Source organism: Spirosoma migulaei (assembly GCF_054776855.1).
Genome location: NZ_BAAHBG010000011.1, coordinates 359,255 through 376,069, shown reverse-complemented (window position 1 = coordinate 376,069; position 16,815 = coordinate 359,255). Strand labels below are relative to the sequence as shown.

At 46.7% G+C, this 16,815-nt stretch carries 12 protein-coding genes; 5 read left to right on the top strand and 7 right to left on the bottom strand.

Annotated features, from left to right (window positions below):
• Positions 1-429: 429 nt before the first annotated feature.
• The 3 genes from ACYVGO_RS15230 (at position 430) to ACYVGO_RS15220 (ending at position 7,228) form a co-directional block, all read left to right on the top strand.
• On the top strand, positions 430-2,502 hold the full coding sequence (locus ACYVGO_RS15230) for a sigma 54-interacting transcriptional regulator (RefSeq protein WP_460970013.1): 2,073 nt from the start codon (positions 430-432) through the stop codon (positions 2,500-2,502).
• A gap of 13 nt (positions 2,503-2,515) precedes the next feature.
• Positions 2,516-4,804: a tetratricopeptide repeat-containing sensor histidine kinase gene (locus tag ACYVGO_RS15225; protein WP_460970012.1), complete on the top strand. Its 2,289-nt coding sequence runs from the start codon at positions 2,516-2,518 to the stop codon at positions 4,802-4,804.
• Between the two features lie 111 nt (positions 4,805-4,915).
• The gene (locus ACYVGO_RS15220) at positions 4,916-7,228 is read left to right on the top strand and encodes a tetratricopeptide repeat-containing sensor histidine kinase (protein WP_460970011.1); all 2,313 of its coding nucleotides are present in this window, start codon (positions 4,916-4,918) and stop codon (positions 7,226-7,228) included.
• 10 nt (positions 7,229-7,238) lie between these two features.
• Here the strand turns inward: ACYVGO_RS15220 and ACYVGO_RS15215 are convergent, their stop codons facing one another.
• From ACYVGO_RS15215 to ACYVGO_RS15195, 5 genes are all read right to left on the bottom strand, one after another.
• The gene (locus ACYVGO_RS15215) at positions 7,239-8,132 is read right to left on the bottom strand and encodes a helix-turn-helix domain-containing protein (protein ID WP_460970010.1); all 894 of its coding nucleotides are present in this window, start codon (positions 8,130-8,132) and stop codon (positions 7,239-7,241) included.
• Between the two features lie 483 nt (positions 8,133-8,615).
• Positions 8,616-9,617 carry a type I glyceraldehyde-3-phosphate dehydrogenase gene (locus ACYVGO_RS15210; RefSeq protein WP_460970009.1) on the bottom strand — a complete coding sequence of 334 codons (1,002 nt, stop codon included), beginning with the start codon at positions 9,615-9,617 and terminating at the stop codon, positions 8,616-8,618.
• A 135-nt stretch (positions 9,618-9,752) separates the two neighbouring features.
• Positions 9,753-10,700, bottom strand: a complete 948-nt coding sequence (locus ACYVGO_RS15205; RefSeq protein ID WP_460970008.1) for a ring-cleaving dioxygenase — start codon at positions 10,698-10,700, stop codon at positions 9,753-9,755.
• Between the two features lie 108 nt (positions 10,701-10,808).
• Positions 10,809-11,213 (bottom strand): response regulator, encoded by a 405-nt coding sequence (locus ACYVGO_RS15200; protein ID WP_460970007.1) that lies wholly within the window; start codon positions 11,211-11,213, stop codon positions 10,809-10,811.
• Positions 11,214-11,318: 105 nt separating this feature from the next.
• The gene (locus tag ACYVGO_RS15195; RefSeq protein WP_460970006.1) at positions 11,319-12,104 is read right to left on the bottom strand and encodes an alpha/beta fold hydrolase; all 786 of its coding nucleotides are present in this window, start codon (positions 12,102-12,104) and stop codon (positions 11,319-11,321) included.
• 593 nt (positions 12,105-12,697) lie between these two features.
• Between ACYVGO_RS15195 and ACYVGO_RS15190 the strand changes: the two genes are divergently transcribed.
• Both ACYVGO_RS15190 and ACYVGO_RS15185 read left to right on the top strand, forming a co-directional pair.
• Complete coding sequence (locus ACYVGO_RS15190) at positions 12,698-13,330, top strand: HAD-IA family hydrolase (protein WP_142774911.1); 633 nt, start codon at positions 12,698-12,700, stop codon at positions 13,328-13,330.
• A gap of 123 nt (positions 13,331-13,453) precedes the next feature.
• Positions 13,454-14,107 (top strand): DAPG hydrolase family protein, encoded by a 654-nt coding sequence (locus tag ACYVGO_RS15185; RefSeq protein WP_460970005.1) that lies wholly within the window; start codon positions 13,454-13,456, stop codon positions 14,105-14,107.
• A 119-nt stretch (positions 14,108-14,226) separates the two neighbouring features.
• On the opposite strand, the gene ACYVGO_RS15180 is transcribed toward ACYVGO_RS15185, so the two are convergent.
• Both ACYVGO_RS15180 and ACYVGO_RS15175 read right to left on the bottom strand, forming a co-directional pair.
• A complete protein-coding gene (locus tag ACYVGO_RS15180; RefSeq protein WP_460970004.1) occupies positions 14,227-15,609 on the bottom strand; it encodes a sensor histidine kinase in 1,383 nt (460 codons plus the stop codon).
• 517 nt (positions 15,610-16,126) lie between these two features.
• Positions 16,127-16,765 carry a CGNR zinc finger domain-containing protein gene (locus tag ACYVGO_RS15175; RefSeq protein ID WP_460970003.1) on the bottom strand — a complete coding sequence of 213 codons (639 nt, stop codon included), beginning with the start codon at positions 16,763-16,765 and terminating at the stop codon, positions 16,127-16,129.
• Positions 16,766-16,815: the final 50 nt, after the last annotated feature.

Below are 16,815 nucleotides of genomic sequence, written 5' to 3'. Positions count from 1 at the left end.
AGCTTCATGACTATAGGCTCTATCAAGGTAAGTGCCAGCCTTTGACACCTGCGTAAAATAGCAATTTAATGGGGTGAGGAATTCCAAATTCCTCATTATCAACAGGCAGTAATCCTTTTTGGGTGTTGATCGGTCAACTGGCCTGATTTTTCAATTTGGAGAACTCCAAAAAAACTGGAGTTTTCTATTTTTTCCGTAGGCCTAGTTGAATCAAGCCTCCGGTTTCAGTTTGAGTAAGCCTGTTATGCAATTAATTTTTACTCAATTTATGAGCTATTTATTCCTTCTCTTAATCGCTATACTAAATAAAGTAGTTAGTTTAACAATCGTTTTCATGCCCTTTGCGCTTCTCAGGCATAATTGGGACTAATTCTTGTAAGCAGATGAAAACGCGGTCTGTGTATGCAATCCTTTAACCCATTTCGGACTATGCAATCACCAGTCAACCCTCCTCTTTCCTCACCGTCGGCCTGTAAAATATTAATCGTTGAAGATGAATACATTATTGCGAATGACCTGGAGCTCATTTTACAGGAAGCAGGCTATCCAGTCATTGGCGTTGCCGACTCTGTTTCCGAAGCCGTGGCAATTATGGATCAACAAAAGCCCGATATCGTTTTACTGGATATTTACCTGAAGGGAAGAGAAACCGGCATTGATCTGGCAAAGCAACTGGACGATCTTGGCATTCCCTTTATTTACATATCAGCCAATGACAATAAGAGTGTGCTGGAAGCGGTAAAGGCCACACAGCCAATTGGCTATATTGTCAAACCGTTTCGGGAAAAAGATATACTGACGACGCTGGAAATCAGTCGATACCGCCATGCGCATAGTGTTGAAATGAAACTCCGGGAAGAAAAGGCGCTTCAGATTGCCCTGATGGATGCCCTGTCGGCTCCCGAAAGTTGGGAACAGAAACTGCTGAAGGCTGCGATGGTTCTTCAGCAGCATGTGCCGTTCGATTTCATGTCGATTCAATACCAGAAAAACGGCACAATCCAGCATTTTAATTACTACCGGGTGGGCTTTGAGGAGTATCAAACGATACGTCTGGCCGATTTCCAGCAAATGACGAACACCCCCATCGATCAACTTCTCCAGTTACAAGTTGACCAGCTACCTCCCGGCCCTGTTCGCTATACTGACGATTCGTTTAGCGTTCTCTGCAAACAGAGTCCGTTTAGGCAGTTACTGGCTAAAACATTCCGGTTTGAGTCGGCATTAACGATACCGCTACGGGTAGGGCCAGTTGATACATTCAGTATTTCGTTCCTGAGTCGTAAATCCGATGCTTACCTGTCCCGGCACGTTAGTTTACTGGAGCGGCTGGAGCAACCGGTTGTGTTAATGCTGGAGCGGGTGCTCGCCTTTGAGGAAGTGGCCCGCCTGAGCGAACAATTAAAACGGGAGAATAACTACCTCCAGGAAGAGGTCAAAACATTAGCCAATTTTGAAGAGATCATTGGCCGGAGTCAACGCCTGTTACGAGTTTTTGATCAGGTAACCCAGGTTGCCAATACCGACACAACCGTACTTATTCTGGGTGAAAGCGGCACTGGCAAAGAACTCATTGCCCGGGCACTCCATAACCTGTCGGCCCGGAAAGATAAAATTCTGGTCAAAATCAACTGTGCAACTCTACCGGCAACTCTGATTGAGTCTGAACTTTTTGGCCATGAGAAGGGGGCGTTCACGGGGGCCTTCGAGAAGCGGATCGGTAAGTTTGAACTGGCGCAGGGCGGCACTATTTTTCTGGATGAAATTGGGGAAATGCCCCTCGAATTACAAGCCAAACTACTGCGCGTACTGCAGGAGAAAGAGATCGAACGAGTAGGCGGCCGTACCCCCATCAAAACGGATGTACGCGTGCTGGCTGCCACCAACCGGTATCTGGAAAAAGAAGTAGCCGAAGGCCGTTTTCGGATGGACCTGTATTATCGGTTAGCTACGTTTCCCATTACCTTACCAACGCTACGGGAACGGCCTGCCGATATACCGCTCCTGGCCCAGTTTTTCGCCCAACGTTCGGCCCGTAAATTAGGGAAACCCTTTCGAGGCATTAGTGAGACCGTACTCAATGAGCTGATCAATTACAGTTGGCCGGGAAATATCCGGGAATTGGAAAATGTGATTGAACAGGCGGTTATCATCAACGATGGTCATACACCGTTAATGCTGGGCCGCCCCCTGGTGAACAGCCTGTTTTCCAGGACTATGGCTGGCCCCACGCTTCATCCAGACACCAGTTTGATTGGGTATGGTCAATCGGGGATGTCAACGCCAAAAGATTTGCAGGATGTAAAACAGATTCAACAGGAAACAGAACGGGAATACATTCTGGCGATTCTGAAACAAACGAACGGGCGTATCCGGGGCAGCGGTGGAGCTGCTGAATTAATGAACTTAAAACCAACCACACTGGAGTATCGGATGGAAAAGCTGGGTATCCGAAAAGTACTTTCCGCTCAGCCACCCACTTCCTCATCTGGTATCAATTAAGGTATTGGACATAATGAAGCAGTACATTTTTCTGGCCGTGTGGACGCTGTCAACCTTATCGGTCAATGCGCAATGGTCTCCGTCTCAAATTGATAGTCTACAACACTTATTGAGCGTTCGTAAACTGGATACCAACCGGGTGAACTTACTCCTTCAATTGAGTCAGTGTTACGTCCTTAAACCAGGTGAAGATGCTCATGATCTGGACACGGCGTTACGGATGAGCCAGCAGGCCACGGCATTAGCTCAATCGTTGCATGATCAGACCTGCCTGGGTGAGGCCGCTTATACCTCATTCCTGATCTGGCTGGAAAAGGGAGATTTTTCGAAAGCCAGCCTATATGCCGAGCAGGCAGGTGAATTTTTTCGGCGCCATAAGCAATGGGATCAGCTTGGGTATGTGTACATGAATCAAGCTCGTTTTTACACGCTCGAAGGCGACGAACTGCCCAAAAAGATTCATTTCTACGAAAAAGCACTCGCTTGTTTTATCCAGGCCAACGATAAAGTTAAACAGGCTGACATGTATAAGGAGTTATCGGACCTCCATCAGATACAGGAAAATTATGCGTTAGCCCTGACTGAACTGCAAAGTGCCCTTCGGTTATTTCGCGCGATTGGCCATACAGATTTAGCCACGGTATATGATCTGCTCGGGTTCGTATCGGCAAAACTGGGCGATTATAAAGAAGGACTGGCGTTTGGTTTGATGGCTGTTCGGGCGGCCGAAGCGAACAAGGATAGTTCGCTGACACTCTGTACTATTTATAACCGGGTGGGCCTCACGTATTATGGGATGGGTCAGCTCAAACAGGCGGAAGCTTATTTTCAGAAATCGCTGGCCATTGCCTTAAAACATAAAAACAATGCCTACATCCTGCACCTGGTGGGCAACCTGTCTGATTTGTTAGTTCAACAGCATAAATCGGAGCAGGCCCTTCGCTTTTTACGGGAAAAGTCCAGACAATATCCACCAACGACAGCGGAAAGCCAACTGCTGGTCGACTTTCGTTTTGTTACGATTTATACGGCACTAAATCGGTTTAAACTTGCTCAGACCTACTGCAATCAGGCATTGGGACTACTGGCCAAAGGAGGCATTGGGAGTTTGGGCCACGCCCGCATTTATCAGGCGGTTATCAACTTTTTTATTAAGAGCGGGCAGTTTCAGCAGGCCCGGCAGTATCTGGCCCTCAATGAATCGCGCTGCCAGTTAAATGGATCGATCATGGCGTTAGCTAAAAATCACCTGCAATGGTTTAAGCTGGATTCGACCCAAACCAGCTATTTTTCCGCCATTCGCCATTATCAACGCTACAAAGGACTCCAGGATTCTTTGCTGAATACCACAAAAAGCCGGCAGATCGCCCAGTTGGAAATTGAGTTCGAAAGCGAGAAGAAAGATCAGAATTTAAAGCTCAGTCAGCAGAATATTCAATTCCTGACGAAGCAAAGTCACTTACAGCAGAATCAATTACAACAGGCCCACACCATTCGAAACGGTACTATTGTGGGCATCATCATGCTGATTTTACTGTTGGGGCTAAGCTACAATCGCTACCACCTCAAGCAACGGAGTAACCAGCTCCTGGAAGCCAAACAGCTGGAGATCAATCAAAAAAACAGATCCCTCCAAAAGGCAGTCGATGATCAGGAACATTTACTACGGGAGCGCGAATGGATGCTTCGGGAAATTCACCACCGGGTAAAAAACAACCTGCAAATCATTACCAGCCTGCTCCATTCTCAATCTACCTACCTTACAGATCAGGCCGCGCTGGCCGCCATCCGCGAAAGCCAGAACCGGGTTCATGCGATGGCCCTGATTCACCAGAAATTGTACCAATCAAACCGGTTGTCCAGCATTCCAATGGCTGAATACATCAATGAAATTGTTGAGTACCTGATGGGCACGTTTGATCTTAAGGGGAATATAAAAAAGCAGATTGCCGTTACGCCTGTTGATCTAGACGTTACATTGGCCGTTCCGCTGGGGCTGATTATCAATGAAGCCATTACAAACTCCCTGAAATATGCGTTTCCGATGGATCGAAGCGGAACTATACAAATTGAGCTTAACCAGGTGGATGATCATAATTTCTGGCTTTTAATCGGCGATGACGGTATCGGTTTACCAACTGACCTGAATCCTTCCCGAAGTCGTACGCTGGGCATGAGTCTGATTCGGGGGTTGAGCAAACAGCTGGGGGGCAAGCTGCAAATCAACCAGATGAATGGCGTGCAGATTAGCCTGCTGTTTGCCGAAGATAAAGTAGGTCAGTCAGCGCTGGTCAGTGCGTAACGTTCATCGATTGCCGATGTGGATGCGTTTGGACAGAAAAAGGATTTTTAATACAAACAATCGATGCGAAATTGGGCACGACTTTTTCAACGAGTGAGACAATTGGCAACCGTGTATGCTACAAAAATTGCCTGGTTAAGCCTGTTTAGTATTACGTTTCATATTTTGGCTGCGGCCTCGTGCAATGGCCAAAATAGTACACGGAAAATGGTCAATCAATTATTGATCAAACTACAGAAAAGTGAGTTCGATACAGCCCGAATTTCTACCCTGATTAGCTTAGGAAAATTTCACGTATATAAAGCGGGGGAGGCTAAAATTGACCTGGACAGTGCGCTACTTTATTTACATCAGGCCGAAGAGTTAAGCAACAGGCTGCACGTTTCAAAAGAAAAACACCAGGCCGAAAGTATACTGGTTATTGCCTATATGGAGCAGGGAGATGTCCGGCTTGGCGAGGCTGTTTTTTCTAAACTCATTTCAGATTGCCGCAGAACGGGTGATAAAGAAACGGAAGCCGATGCTCTATACGGATTCGCCACCGCCCAGCGGTATATCACCCGAAATTATCCCAAAGCGTTTGCTGGATATCGTCAGGCCGCATCGCTATATAAAGTGCTCAGAAATCCGGAAAAAGAAATTCAGCTATATGAGCACATTGCTGGTCTCCATGCCGATCTGGGCGAGCTGGATCTGGCTGAAAACGAGTTTCTGGATGTGCTGAAACGGTATAAAGCGATCAACTACGCGAAGCTTCATTACACCTATAGCTGGTTGGCCAGTGTTAGTCGATTAAAGGGAAATTTTGAGAAAGGCCTTTATTACGCGTTGCAATCCCTGGAAAGTATGAACAAAACCCAGGATACATTGGCTGCTGCCCGCTTTTATGGGACTATTGCCGAGGTATACATGGAGCTGGGTAAACCCGATCAAAGTACGTACTGGTTTAAGAAGACACTTCAGCAATGGCGGCAGGAAAAACTACCGAATTATTCGCTGTATTATGCGGCTAGTTTTATTGTGCAGGATTTAATCGGACATCATAAAACCCAGGAGGCCCTTCGATTAATCAAAAACCTTATTAAAGAAATTCCGCCCGTTACGATTATTCAAAAAGGATGCATCGCGCAAATATTCGCGTACTGTTATAACGACCTGCAAAATTATTCGTTGGCCGAGAAATATTACCTGGAAGCAATTGCCTGGTACAGCCAGTCGGGTAATGACTTCGAAATGGCTCAAAAAGCACCTAAAGAAGTCGGCGAATTTTATTTAAAACGTAACGATTTAAAAAAAGCAGGCTTTTATTTACGAAAAGCCCTCGCCTTCTCACCCCAGAAAAACGCCCCCTCAACTGTAAAGGATATTCACTTTATGTTATTTAAAGTTGATTCTACGGAGGGGAATTACCTATCGGCCATTCGTCATTTTCGACAACACAAAGCGTTAAATGATTCCATTTTCAATGAAGTGAAAAGTCGGCAGTTTGCGGAGTTGGAGGTTAAGTATGCAACCGCGAAAAAAGTACAGCAGATTCAACAGCAGCAGAATGAACTGGAAAAAGAAAAAACAACCCGCAATGGAATACTGGCGGGAACCGTTCTGCTCCTGGGTTTACTAGGTGTCAGCTTTAATCAGTACCGCTTAAAGCAGCGGAGTAACCAACTTCTGGAAGCCAAGCAGTTGGAGATCAATCAAAAAAACGAATCCCTTCAGCGTATTCTGGACGAGAAAGAAATCCTTATTGATGACAAAGACAACCTGCTCGATGAAAAAGAAGGGTTGTTGGAAGAAAAAGAATGGATGCTTAAAGAGATCCACCACCGGGTAAAAAACAATCTTCAGATAATCAGCAGTTTACTCCATTCACAGGGCGTTTATCTAAAAGACAAAGCGGCCCTGTCCGCTATCCGCGAGAGCCAGAGTCGTGTGCATGTGATGGCTCTGATCCATCAGAAGCTTTACCAATCAGACCGTATATCAACGATTCCAATGGCCGAGTATATTGACGAAATCGTCGATTATCTACTGGTTACGTTTGCCTGCCAGGATTCCGTTACCAAACGGATGGCCCTTACCCCCATTCATCTGGATGTAATTCTGGCGGTGCCACTGGGCCTCATCCTGAACGAAGTCATTACCAATTCCCTAAAATATGCTTTCCCCGCTAATCAGCAGGGGAGCCTATACATTGAACTTACCGAAGTGGCTAAACGAACCTATCGACTCACCATTGGTGATGATGGGGTTGGCCTCCCCCCCGATCTGAATCCGAACCGAAGTCGAACATTGGGGATGAGCCTGATTCGGGGGCTGAGCAAACAACTTGGGGGCAAATTGCAAATCAGCCAGTTAAATGGAGTGCAGGTCAGCCTGACATTTTCTGAAGAAAAAGTGGGCGTGCCCGACGTCGCGAATGTATAATCCCTGGTTCTTACCTAAAGGAAGACTGTAAATAAGCATTTCTAACGCGGGCAGGAACGAACAAACTTCGCCGGTACTCTGTGGGCGTCGCCTGGTAATACCGTTTGAAGAGCTTATTAAGGTGGCATATATCCGTAAACCCAAACTCGTCTGCTATCTGCGAAATAGTCATACTACTCAACCGCAGTCTTGTTTCTACCAATTGAAGTTTATACCGAATAATGTATTGGTTGATGGATTCGCCCGCCTGTTGTTTGAATAGAGCGCTCAGGTGACTTTGGGAATAATTGAACACATCAGCCATCTTTTCCATGCGCAGGTGATCCGGCATGGTAATATGCTGGCAGATGTACACGCCAATTCGCTGCATCAGTGAGGCCGCGCTAACAGTCGATGAGTTTAAGCCCTGCTGTTGAGCGAGTTGCCGATCAATTAAACTCAAAATCGTTTTCATGAGAGCCTCTACGATTTGGTTTGAGATCAATGGCCGGTGGTTTTGCTGTTCCGTTAACAGGATGTCGACCAGCGCATTCAGATTTTGTTGTTCGATAAGGTCTGTTACGATACTACCCACGAGTTGACGACTAGTCGTAAGTGCTCGCTCTTTGATTTGTAGCCAGCCGTCTGTCCCAGGCGTCGTCAATCCAGTCATGTAAAGTTCAGTGAAGGAAAGACAGCAAAAACAGGTCATTTTATCAATTAAAAAATAATGGCTGTCTAAATGTCCCAGAAAGAATATATCGCCGGCCTGATAAGCGAATCGATTGCCATTAATTATATGCTGCCCACTGCCGGTTCGGATCAGGATGAGTTCAAAGTGATTGTGGTTATGAACTGGGTAAGACCATTGGTTAGTTTCCATTACCTGAACCGTCAGGAGTTCATGCTGCATGTTGCGTTTCATACGGGGAAGTGTTCTAGATGGATATGTTGACTCAACCACTTCGAACAACTTTGCCAATAAAATGCCAAACTAAAAACGCCCTTAAGCAAACAAAAAATTTATTATAAATTGCTGATAATCAAATATATATAAACAAACTAACCATAGAGACTACCTCCAAATAAATTGGAGAGTCCATTATATTTGGAGGTAGGCACTGGAGTTATTGCTTCGTTCTTTTGTTGCCACAAAAGTTCAAGCTCACCTCGCTGGTTATGGCCATCTGAATTGTGTCTATTTAAGATGTGCCCGCAACATCCAGGCTATTTTTTTGTGCTTTTCCAGTATCCCTGTCACAAAATCGCTTGTTCCGGCATCCTGATGGGCCTCCTAGAACTCGTTGATATTGGTGCGAATAAATTCGATGATACTTCCTTGGTCACTCAGCAATTTCCAGATCAGGCTACCGACCCTTGTTTCACGAATAGTAGCTTTATAAGTTGATCAGATTCGTTCAGCCAGAAATGCGGCAACTTCAGCCAGGCGATTCGAAAATCCCCATTCGTTATCATACCAGGCTGCTACCGATAATAGGTTACCTTCCTTGGCTGTCAGGGGTAAGTCAATGATGGACGAATGCGGGTCTGCCACAATTCGGGACGAAGCCCACTCATCCTCCAATACATCCAGGACCCCTTTAAGCGGGCCTTCCGCAGCGGCTTTTCGGAATGCATCATTAACTTCTTGTACCGTGCAATCTTTTTCAGTGATTAAATTCAGCTCGGCAATGCTGCCCGTGCGCGTTGGGACGCGGTACGCTTTACCCGTAATTTTCAGGTCTTTCCAGATAAATTGCAAAGCCCTGGCCGCTCCCGACGATGAAGGAATGATATTCTCGGCCGCAGCCCAGGAGTCACGACGATCTTTCATCGGCTGGTCCGTTAGGGACTGGGTATTGGTGTACGAGTGTACCGTCGAAAAAAGACCGTACTGGATACCAAAATTTTCCCGAATCACCTTGACCACCGCTGCCAGCGCATTTGTTGTGCAGCTACCCATGCTGATGATGTGGTGGTTAACCGGATCAAAGGTATCCAGATTGATGCCTTTCAGGAGTACGGCATCACAGTCGGCCAGGGTTTTGCTGGGTGCACTGATGAGCACGTACTTAGCCCCTCGGTCAAGGTGTACCTGCGCTCCGGCACGGGTTGTGGCCCGCCCCGTGCAGTCGACAACTAAATCAACGCCGAGCGAACCCCAATCAGGTACTTCTTTCAACGAATTGATGTAGGGAATTGTCTTTTCGCCAATTGTTAGCTTGCCATCGCTTCCCGAAACAGGTTCCGGCCATCGACCGTAATTGGTGTCGACCGCAAACAGTGCAGCCAGGGTTGGCTCGTCCCGAATGTCGGCAATAGCCGCTGGAACAAACAGGTTGTGCTGTAATCCTATACGCAGGAATTGCCGCCCGATGCGGCCAAATCCATACAAAGCTATTGTAGCCATGTGGTGTATTTTTTAGAGGAGATCAGTTAGTCAGGTTACTGAAGATGAACGAGGTAACGAACTTAATTTCATCTTTAACAATTGCATGCCCTTTATTGTTGAGTGGCGGTTTATATCCGTTATGAATTGGGTTGCTTACCGGGATGCCAATACGGGAAGTGCTTTTTCAATACGTGTCCTGGAGGATTCGTACTGCTTCGGAAGTTTTAGATGGCTGCTCAACTCCTGTAGGGGCTCATCGACAGTAAAGCCGGGATTGTCGGTTGCGATTTCAAACAGGACACCACCTGGTTCGCGGAAATAGAGCGAAAAGAAATAATCTCGGTCAATTTTCGGGGTTATCTGTAATCCTTTGCTCTGGATTTTCTCCCGGAATTCCATCTGGATAGTCTCATTGGCGACCCGGAAGGCCACATGATGGTTAGTACCAGCAGCATTTCTACCTATTGTCCCTGCTGGTTCTTCCAGCAAATCGACTATTGATGCCGTAGCAATGGCATCGGTCACGAACCGGTAGCGATTGCCTTCCTGCGCTTGTAGCGTATACCCAAAAATGTCGGTCAGCACACGGGCAGTTGCCTCAATTTTTTGCAGGCTTAACGTTACACTATGAAATCCCTGGGTCGCCATGTCTTGCTTGATATCGCCCTTGATATCGCCGGTCTCCCAGGCGGGTCGATCATCCGAATGCTGAATGAGGGCAATAGCCAACCCATCGGGATCCGTAAAGGGCAAATACGTTTCGCCAAACCGCTCCGCCTGTTCACCCATAGATACGCCAAACTCTCTGAATCGCCCAGCCCAATTATCCAGGCTTCCGGTCGGTACGGAATAACCAATTTCGGTAGCCATACCCACACCGTTTTTGCCAGGCCCAATGCCTTCCCAGGGAAAAAAGGTAAGAATGGTGCCGGGGGATCCATTTTCGTTGCCGTAGTAAAAATGATACGTGCTGGGGTCGTCGAAGTTGACGGTTTTTTTTACCATCCGCAGCCCCAGCACGTGGGTATAAAAATCGTAGTTGCGCTGCGCGTTGTTAGCGATAGCCGTGATGTGATGAAGGCCTAAAATACGGTTGTCCATATCTGATAAGTGAATAGTTGTTAGTAGAGCTTCGTAATGAATCTAATCGGGCCTGATGCTTCCAGGTTAGTCTAAAAATCGCCTACTTATTGTTCATGTATCTGATTTTCACGCCATCGGAAGCGATAAAAAACACACTTTAATTGCATCCGCAATCTGGTCATATTCGTCAACATGAACTGGTTTTTTGATAAAGGGGTTTATCCCTTTTGCATAGGCTGATGTTATTAATTCTGGCTGGTCACTGGTTGAGAGCATGACAACCGGCGTAGAAAATAGTTGGTTTTGCGCCCGAATGAATACCAGCGTTTCCAGGCCATTTAATCCGGGCATGTTCATGTCCAGGATGACTAACTGAATAAAATTTGTTTGCAGCAGAGCTAGCGCTTCTTCACCATTTTTGGCCTCCAAAACAGCCAAATCGTCGATGACCCGCTCAATAGCCTGACGTAGAAAGTAACGATCATCGTCATCATCGTCTGTCAATAAAATGGTAGTATGTCTTTGGTACATAGTCAACTACAGTAATCTATGAACAGATTCTTCGCAAAAGCTCAACCGGATCTACCATTCTTAAGCTAATTCAGCTCCTATTAAAAGTGGGCGCCCGGTCCTTATTCACATTGACTTTACTTTGCTGGCAGCTTCTAAAATAAACGCAGCTACTTTATCTGGCTGAGCCAGCATGGCAACATGGCTGGATTTGAGTTCAATCGTAGTAGCCTTGAGTTTTTTGGCCAGCGTTCGTTCCAGATCCGGATTAATCATTCGGTCATTAGCCGCTACGACGTACCAGGAAGGTTTGCTTTTCCAGGCTGCTTTGGTGATTTTTTCTTTCAATGCCGTGAACGCTTGGGGGCCCTGCGTTGCTACTAGTAACTTCCGTTCCGATTGGGGTAAATCCTGTGCGAAATCTTCATTAATTCCTTTAGGCGACATGCTGACAAACCCATAGGCATCCGGTTTTATTTCATCATTGCCCGGTGTGGAGGCTGCGGTCTGCACCAGTTCCAGAAACGACTGGCCTTCATCAGGAGCAGCTGCAGCTACGTAAACAAGCCCAGCTACCTTGTCATGGTTACCCGCTTCGGTAATGACCACGCCCCCCCAGGAATGACCCACTAATAAAACTGGCCCATTCATTAATTCGATGGCTCGTTTGGTAGCCGCCACATCGTCACCCAGGGAGGTAAGTGGGTTTTGTACGGCTATTACGTTAAATCCCTTAGCTTCCAGCAACGGAATTACCTTGGACCAGCTTGAGCCATCAGCCCACGTTCCGTGAACCAATACTACATTTTTTACCCCGGTAGTTGATGCCTGAGCCGAAACGTTCTGGGTTGTTGAAAGAATTAGGGCAATACTAAGTGATGCGCATAAAACGGCGCGATTAATTGTCCACATGGTTATTGAGGATTAAGAATTGGTTGATTTAAATACAGGTCTTGTACAACTGATGGAATCAAGGCGGTAGTAGGTTGCGTGCGTTATTCATCGCTTATATATGGATAAATTGATTGATATACCGGATTGACGTTCAAGAACTTAATGAGGTTTAACGTCCGGCTTTTGTTGAAACAAACTTACCAGAAGAAGGGCCGGAAAAAGCGGTACAAACAGATGGTATTCCAGTAAAAAGAGGGGATTTCAACCGTTGCTAAACAACGAACAATCAATGAAATACCTGAAATGATGAAAACGGGAAAACAAAACCCTAGGCCCTGCCTTAGCAGTCGCTCATGTTAATGAATCGCTCACGTTAATGACTCATATAAGCTAGAATTTTGCATCTTAGACTAGTATTGCCGAGCAAATCTAAAAGCATACGAAAATCAATATGTCGTGGGTAAAGTCAGTTCAGATAAGGAAATGCACAGGTAGAGGCCCTAATTCTCCGGTTCAACTAAGCTTGCATTCTTCTACCTGATCTCTTTCGCCAATTTTACTTCCTAATTAGCCTAGCCAGGCAAAACGGATCTATTAGAAAACTTTAGAAAATGAATTATAAGCTGATTATTTTCGATTTTGACGGAACACTAGCCGACTCATTTCCGTATTTTCTACAGACCATGAATGCATTGGCAACTACTTATAACTTCCCTAAAATTGATTCTCAGGAGGTAGATCGACTGAGGGGGCTAGATGCTCGCCAAATGATGAAACGTGCTAAATTGCCAGCCTGGAAAATGCCACTCATTGCTCGCTCGTTCATCCATCTTATGAACCGCGATATTGATCAAATACAACTGTTTGATGGCATATCTGAACTATTGCGAACGTTAGCTACTCAACAAGTTAAGTTGGCTATCGTCAGCTCTAACAGCGAGGAGAATGTGCGTCAGGTACTAGGTATTGAAAATGCTTCATTGATTAGCTACTACGGATGCGGCACATCGCTTTTTAATAAGGGTCATACGTTCAAACGAGCTATGACAAAGCTGAAAATTAAGCCTGAGGAAACGCTTTGTATAGGCGACGAAGTGCGGGATATTGAAGCAGCCCAAAAAGCAGCTACGGCTTTCGGTGGCGTTGCATGGGGATATACCCGTTCAGATGCATTGGAAGCCAACCCAGGTGTTATTATGTTCTATACCCCTAAGGAAATCTTAGAAGCGGTTTTAAGGGTTTGACTATAGACCCTATCCTATCTATTCTTGATACACTAACTAACTAAACTGCTTACCCAGCCAACAGGAAAGATACTAATTTGAGATTTGCGGCAGTAGCCGACCAATAGAACAACAAGTAGTACCATGAAACCTTTGCTTCCTTCTCCACTGCCGCTCAACTGGCCGATGAAACCCCTTGTATCGGCACGCACAAACTTTTCGGTGATGCCCTATGGCAGTTACGAACTGACTATTGAACACGAACTTATACGGCACGTCACGCCGACAATGCTGCTGTGGTGGTTCAGGCACATTGGCGGCACAATGACGGTTGAGACGCATACTTACCCCCGATACCGGATCTGGCACCCGCTCGATCATATCCACTGGTCAATGACCAACCCCGGCCCTGACGGTGCCGCGCAGGTTGGTTCGCGGTTCCGCATCGTAGAAGCCTTCGGGCGCAACCCTGACCACTTCGTAGACAGCGTGGAGGCCGTAGTTAAACTGGACATAGAAGGTATCCGGCTGGTTCGGCGTGAACTGGGTCAGGAAGTATTCAGCCTGCAACACTGGTTCGAGACGGCTTCGGGTGGAACGCACTATCGGTCACGCATGCAGGTAGGCGCGGAAAACACGTTTGGTCAGTACCTACTCAATCCCTTGATTCATCGCTTCCTGTTTACACCCGCGATGGGCCATGCGTGGCTGAAGCATAATGTAGAGGAAGTAGGTAATTTTGAGCATTTTCTACCAAACTTGTATCAACAACAGCTACATATTGAACCAGTCGGGTAACGTACCTTCGGTAGGAATGCGCGCCTGTCAGTTATCGCCACTCCGAATTAACAGCTGTGGGGCCGATGTATGTAAGTTACCCATTTTTGCTGATGACCACGCTCCAACCAGTTCAACAATTAGTTATTGGCGTTTTCAAGCGGCTGAGCCGTTGGCAAAAGGGGTAGCGTTACCCGAAACCAGCCTTCCTTTTCCTTAATAAAAGGAAGGGGGTAGCCCAGTAGCCGGTATTTATCAGCAATATTATTGAGCCCCACCCCATTCGATTCGACTCGGACGTTTCGATGCTGCATATTGTTTTCGACTACTAAGTACCCTTGCTCCGTTGTGCGGATGCGGATGGTCAGCGGCTCATCAGACAGGACACGGTTATGTTTGACGGCGTTTTCTACTAGCAGTTGCAGGGTCAGTGGGGGAATTAAGGCGTCGTAATAATTGGGGGCGATGTTCAATTGGGGGCGGATACTATCACCGAAGCGGGTCTTGAGCAGGTGAACGTACGACTGGATAAATTCCATTTCGACACCTAGAGTTGTCAACTCCTGGTCCGCTGACCGCAGCAGGTAGCGGTATACGCTGCTTAACTCGTCTACGTAATCAGTGGCCTGACGCGGGTTTTCGTCGATGAGCGCGGAGAGCGTGTTAAGCGCATTAAACAAAAAATGCGGGTTAACCTGACTTTTCAGGGCGCGCATCTGCGCTTCGGTATGTTGTTGCTTGAGTTGTTGAAGCGCGAGGTCGGATTGAAGTTGCTGGCGCAGGTGTTGTTCCCGTTCGCGGATGAGCTCCTGTTCGGCCCGCATTTGTTGCATAGCTCGCTGCTGTTGCCTGTACGAGAGGCCCAGTGACACGCAGGCGATGTCTATAAGGATGCCAAACTGAATAAGAAATCCGGGATGAATCGGTGACGGCAAATCAGAAAAACTTAGTATTCTCTCCTTAGCCGCATAATAACTGATAATGAAAACACCAATGCTTTGGGTAATCCATAAGGCCAGGGTACCTATTATAAAAAAGAGGGCAAGCAGATCACTAAATCGGACGTGCTTGATTACCGTGTAAAGAATCATCAGATAGACCACCGAAACAACAAGCACCCTCATACAATTGAGCTGGGTTTCGTGCCACTGGGTTAGCCAGGCCGACGAGAATAAATTAAAATATACTTCGGGCAACGCCACAATCACTATACCTTTCTGTATAATCCGATACCCTTGCAACAGGTCGGGCCGGGATTTTAACTGTAGAAACGTTATGGCTATTTCGAGGTACAACCAGGCAAAAATGTGCACATTGACGGTGTGGATAAAAGCGGTTAAAGGTGTGACAGGAACGTTATCTAAGCCAAATGCGAGTAGTAACAATAGAAGGTATAGTGTATAAAGTCCGTAAATCCGCTCCCGGCGCACAACCCATTGGATTAGGTTAGCAGCCAGAATAACCATAGTAGCTCCAAAGTAGAGCAGTATCCATTGATTATAGGTTGGTAAAAAAGAGGGCATAGTTCAAATGATTCGGCATTGACGAAGTTAATTAATTAGCGCTTCAGATGACGCTGTTCCTACTGAAAGTGAGTAAACCCAGCACGTCGCCAATGCGCTAAAGTTCTGGCTGGCCTGTAGCGGCTTCACAGGTTTTTTTTTCGTTCCACGCGCCTTCCGCTTCCCCGCGAACAGGAATGTGAACATGTGGACTACCCTGTGTGACAACACCAAAAGGCTTATCCAATTGAGCGGTTAGGTAAGATCGTCACGCTGTGCGACTTGATCTATACAGAGCCCCGGGGAGGGACAACGTTCAGGCCCTCTTTAGCTAAGGGGCACCGACTGATCGTACAACGCCTGGTGTAGCAAATTCAGTAGTTCGTTCAGATAAAGTTCATTGGCTACCGGAAGCGGATATGAAACTTTACCAGTTGTTAACCTGCATTATTCCCATGCATTTGAGAGGCAGGATTACTGAGCCAGTTAAAGTCGATGGAAGCCTACCCTTTATAAAACGTATCGGATCACTTTATCACTACTCACTAATAGCTGTTGAGAAAGAACCCTGTTTCTGTCGCTGATAGTAGCGACGGGCTTTCTGCTTGGTGCCGCAGGTTTGCATATCGCACCATTTCCGGCGGTGGTTCTTGGTTTCATCCAGGAAAAACCACGCACAGGCATCACATTGTTTAATCAGGCGTTGGTCTTTAGTGGTTAATAGCTCATAGGCCGACAAACTAAAGACCCAAACGGCTTGCATAAGTTCTTTTTCAGGTCGTTCCCAACTTAGTTCCAGTTTGGCTCCTTGTACAGAAAACCCTCGCTTACCAAGCGCTTCCTTGATATGCCCGTTAAAGGATGCCAAGACCTGGGCCGTAGCCTGTGGCAGCTCTCCTTTTACCAGGGCTGAGAGTAGGGTTAGCATAGACTGCCGGACCGTACGGGCTTCTAACAAAACACGCTCTGCCTGCTGCGAATCTTGTTCCGCTAATCGCTTCAGAGCAGCAAGCGTGTCCGTATCCAACAGCGATAAGCGCTGGATTAGTGTCAGCAGATCGGTATAGCTATGGAGCCGCTCCACTAACAGCTCATCGTTGAGGACGGTGTTCACAAAATCAAGACAGGCGGCACCGCCTGCCAGATCCATTTCGGCAATCGTACTGACCTTTCCCATATCCTAAAGGCGAACAAATTACATAATCGCTAAAACAAGTTTAGTCGGTT

Excerpts from the sequence above, each read along its gene's own strand:
- ACYVGO_RS15230 (WP_460970013.1), top strand. The coding sequence starts at position 430 with ATGCAATCACCAGTCAACCCTCCTCTTTCCTCACCGTCGGCCTGTAAA.
- ACYVGO_RS15225 (WP_460970012.1), top strand. The coding sequence starts at position 2,516 with ATGAAGCAGTACATTTTTCTGGCCGTGTGGACGCTGTCAACCTTATCG.
- ACYVGO_RS15215 (WP_460970010.1), bottom strand. The coding sequence starts at position 8,132 with ATGAAACGCAACATGCAGCATGAACTCCTGACGGTTCAGGTAATGGAA.
- ACYVGO_RS15210 (WP_460970009.1), bottom strand. The coding sequence starts at position 9,617 with ATGGCTACAATAGCTTTGTATGGATTTGGCCGCATCGGGCGGCAATTC.
- ACYVGO_RS15205 (WP_460970008.1), bottom strand. The coding sequence starts at position 10,700 with ATGGACAACCGTATTTTAGGCCTTCATCACATCACGGCTATCGCTAAC.
- ACYVGO_RS15200 (WP_460970007.1), bottom strand. The coding sequence starts at position 11,213 with ATGTACCAAAGACATACTACCATTTTATTGACAGACGATGATGACGAT.
- ACYVGO_RS15195 (WP_460970006.1), bottom strand. The coding sequence starts at position 12,104 with ATGTGGACAATTAATCGCGCCGTTTTATGCGCATCACTTAGTATTGCC.
- ACYVGO_RS15190 (WP_142774911.1), top strand. The coding sequence starts at position 12,698 with ATGAATTATAAGCTGATTATTTTCGATTTTGACGGAACACTAGCCGAC.
- ACYVGO_RS15185 (WP_460970005.1), top strand. The coding sequence starts at position 13,454 with ATGAAACCTTTGCTTCCTTCTCCACTGCCGCTCAACTGGCCGATGAAA.
- ACYVGO_RS15180 (WP_460970004.1), bottom strand. The coding sequence starts at position 15,609 with ATGCCCTCTTTTTTACCAACCTATAATCAATGGATACTGCTCTACTTT.
- ACYVGO_RS15175 (WP_460970003.1), bottom strand. The coding sequence starts at position 16,765 with ATGGGAAAGGTCAGTACGATTGCCGAAATGGATCTGGCAGGCGGTGCC.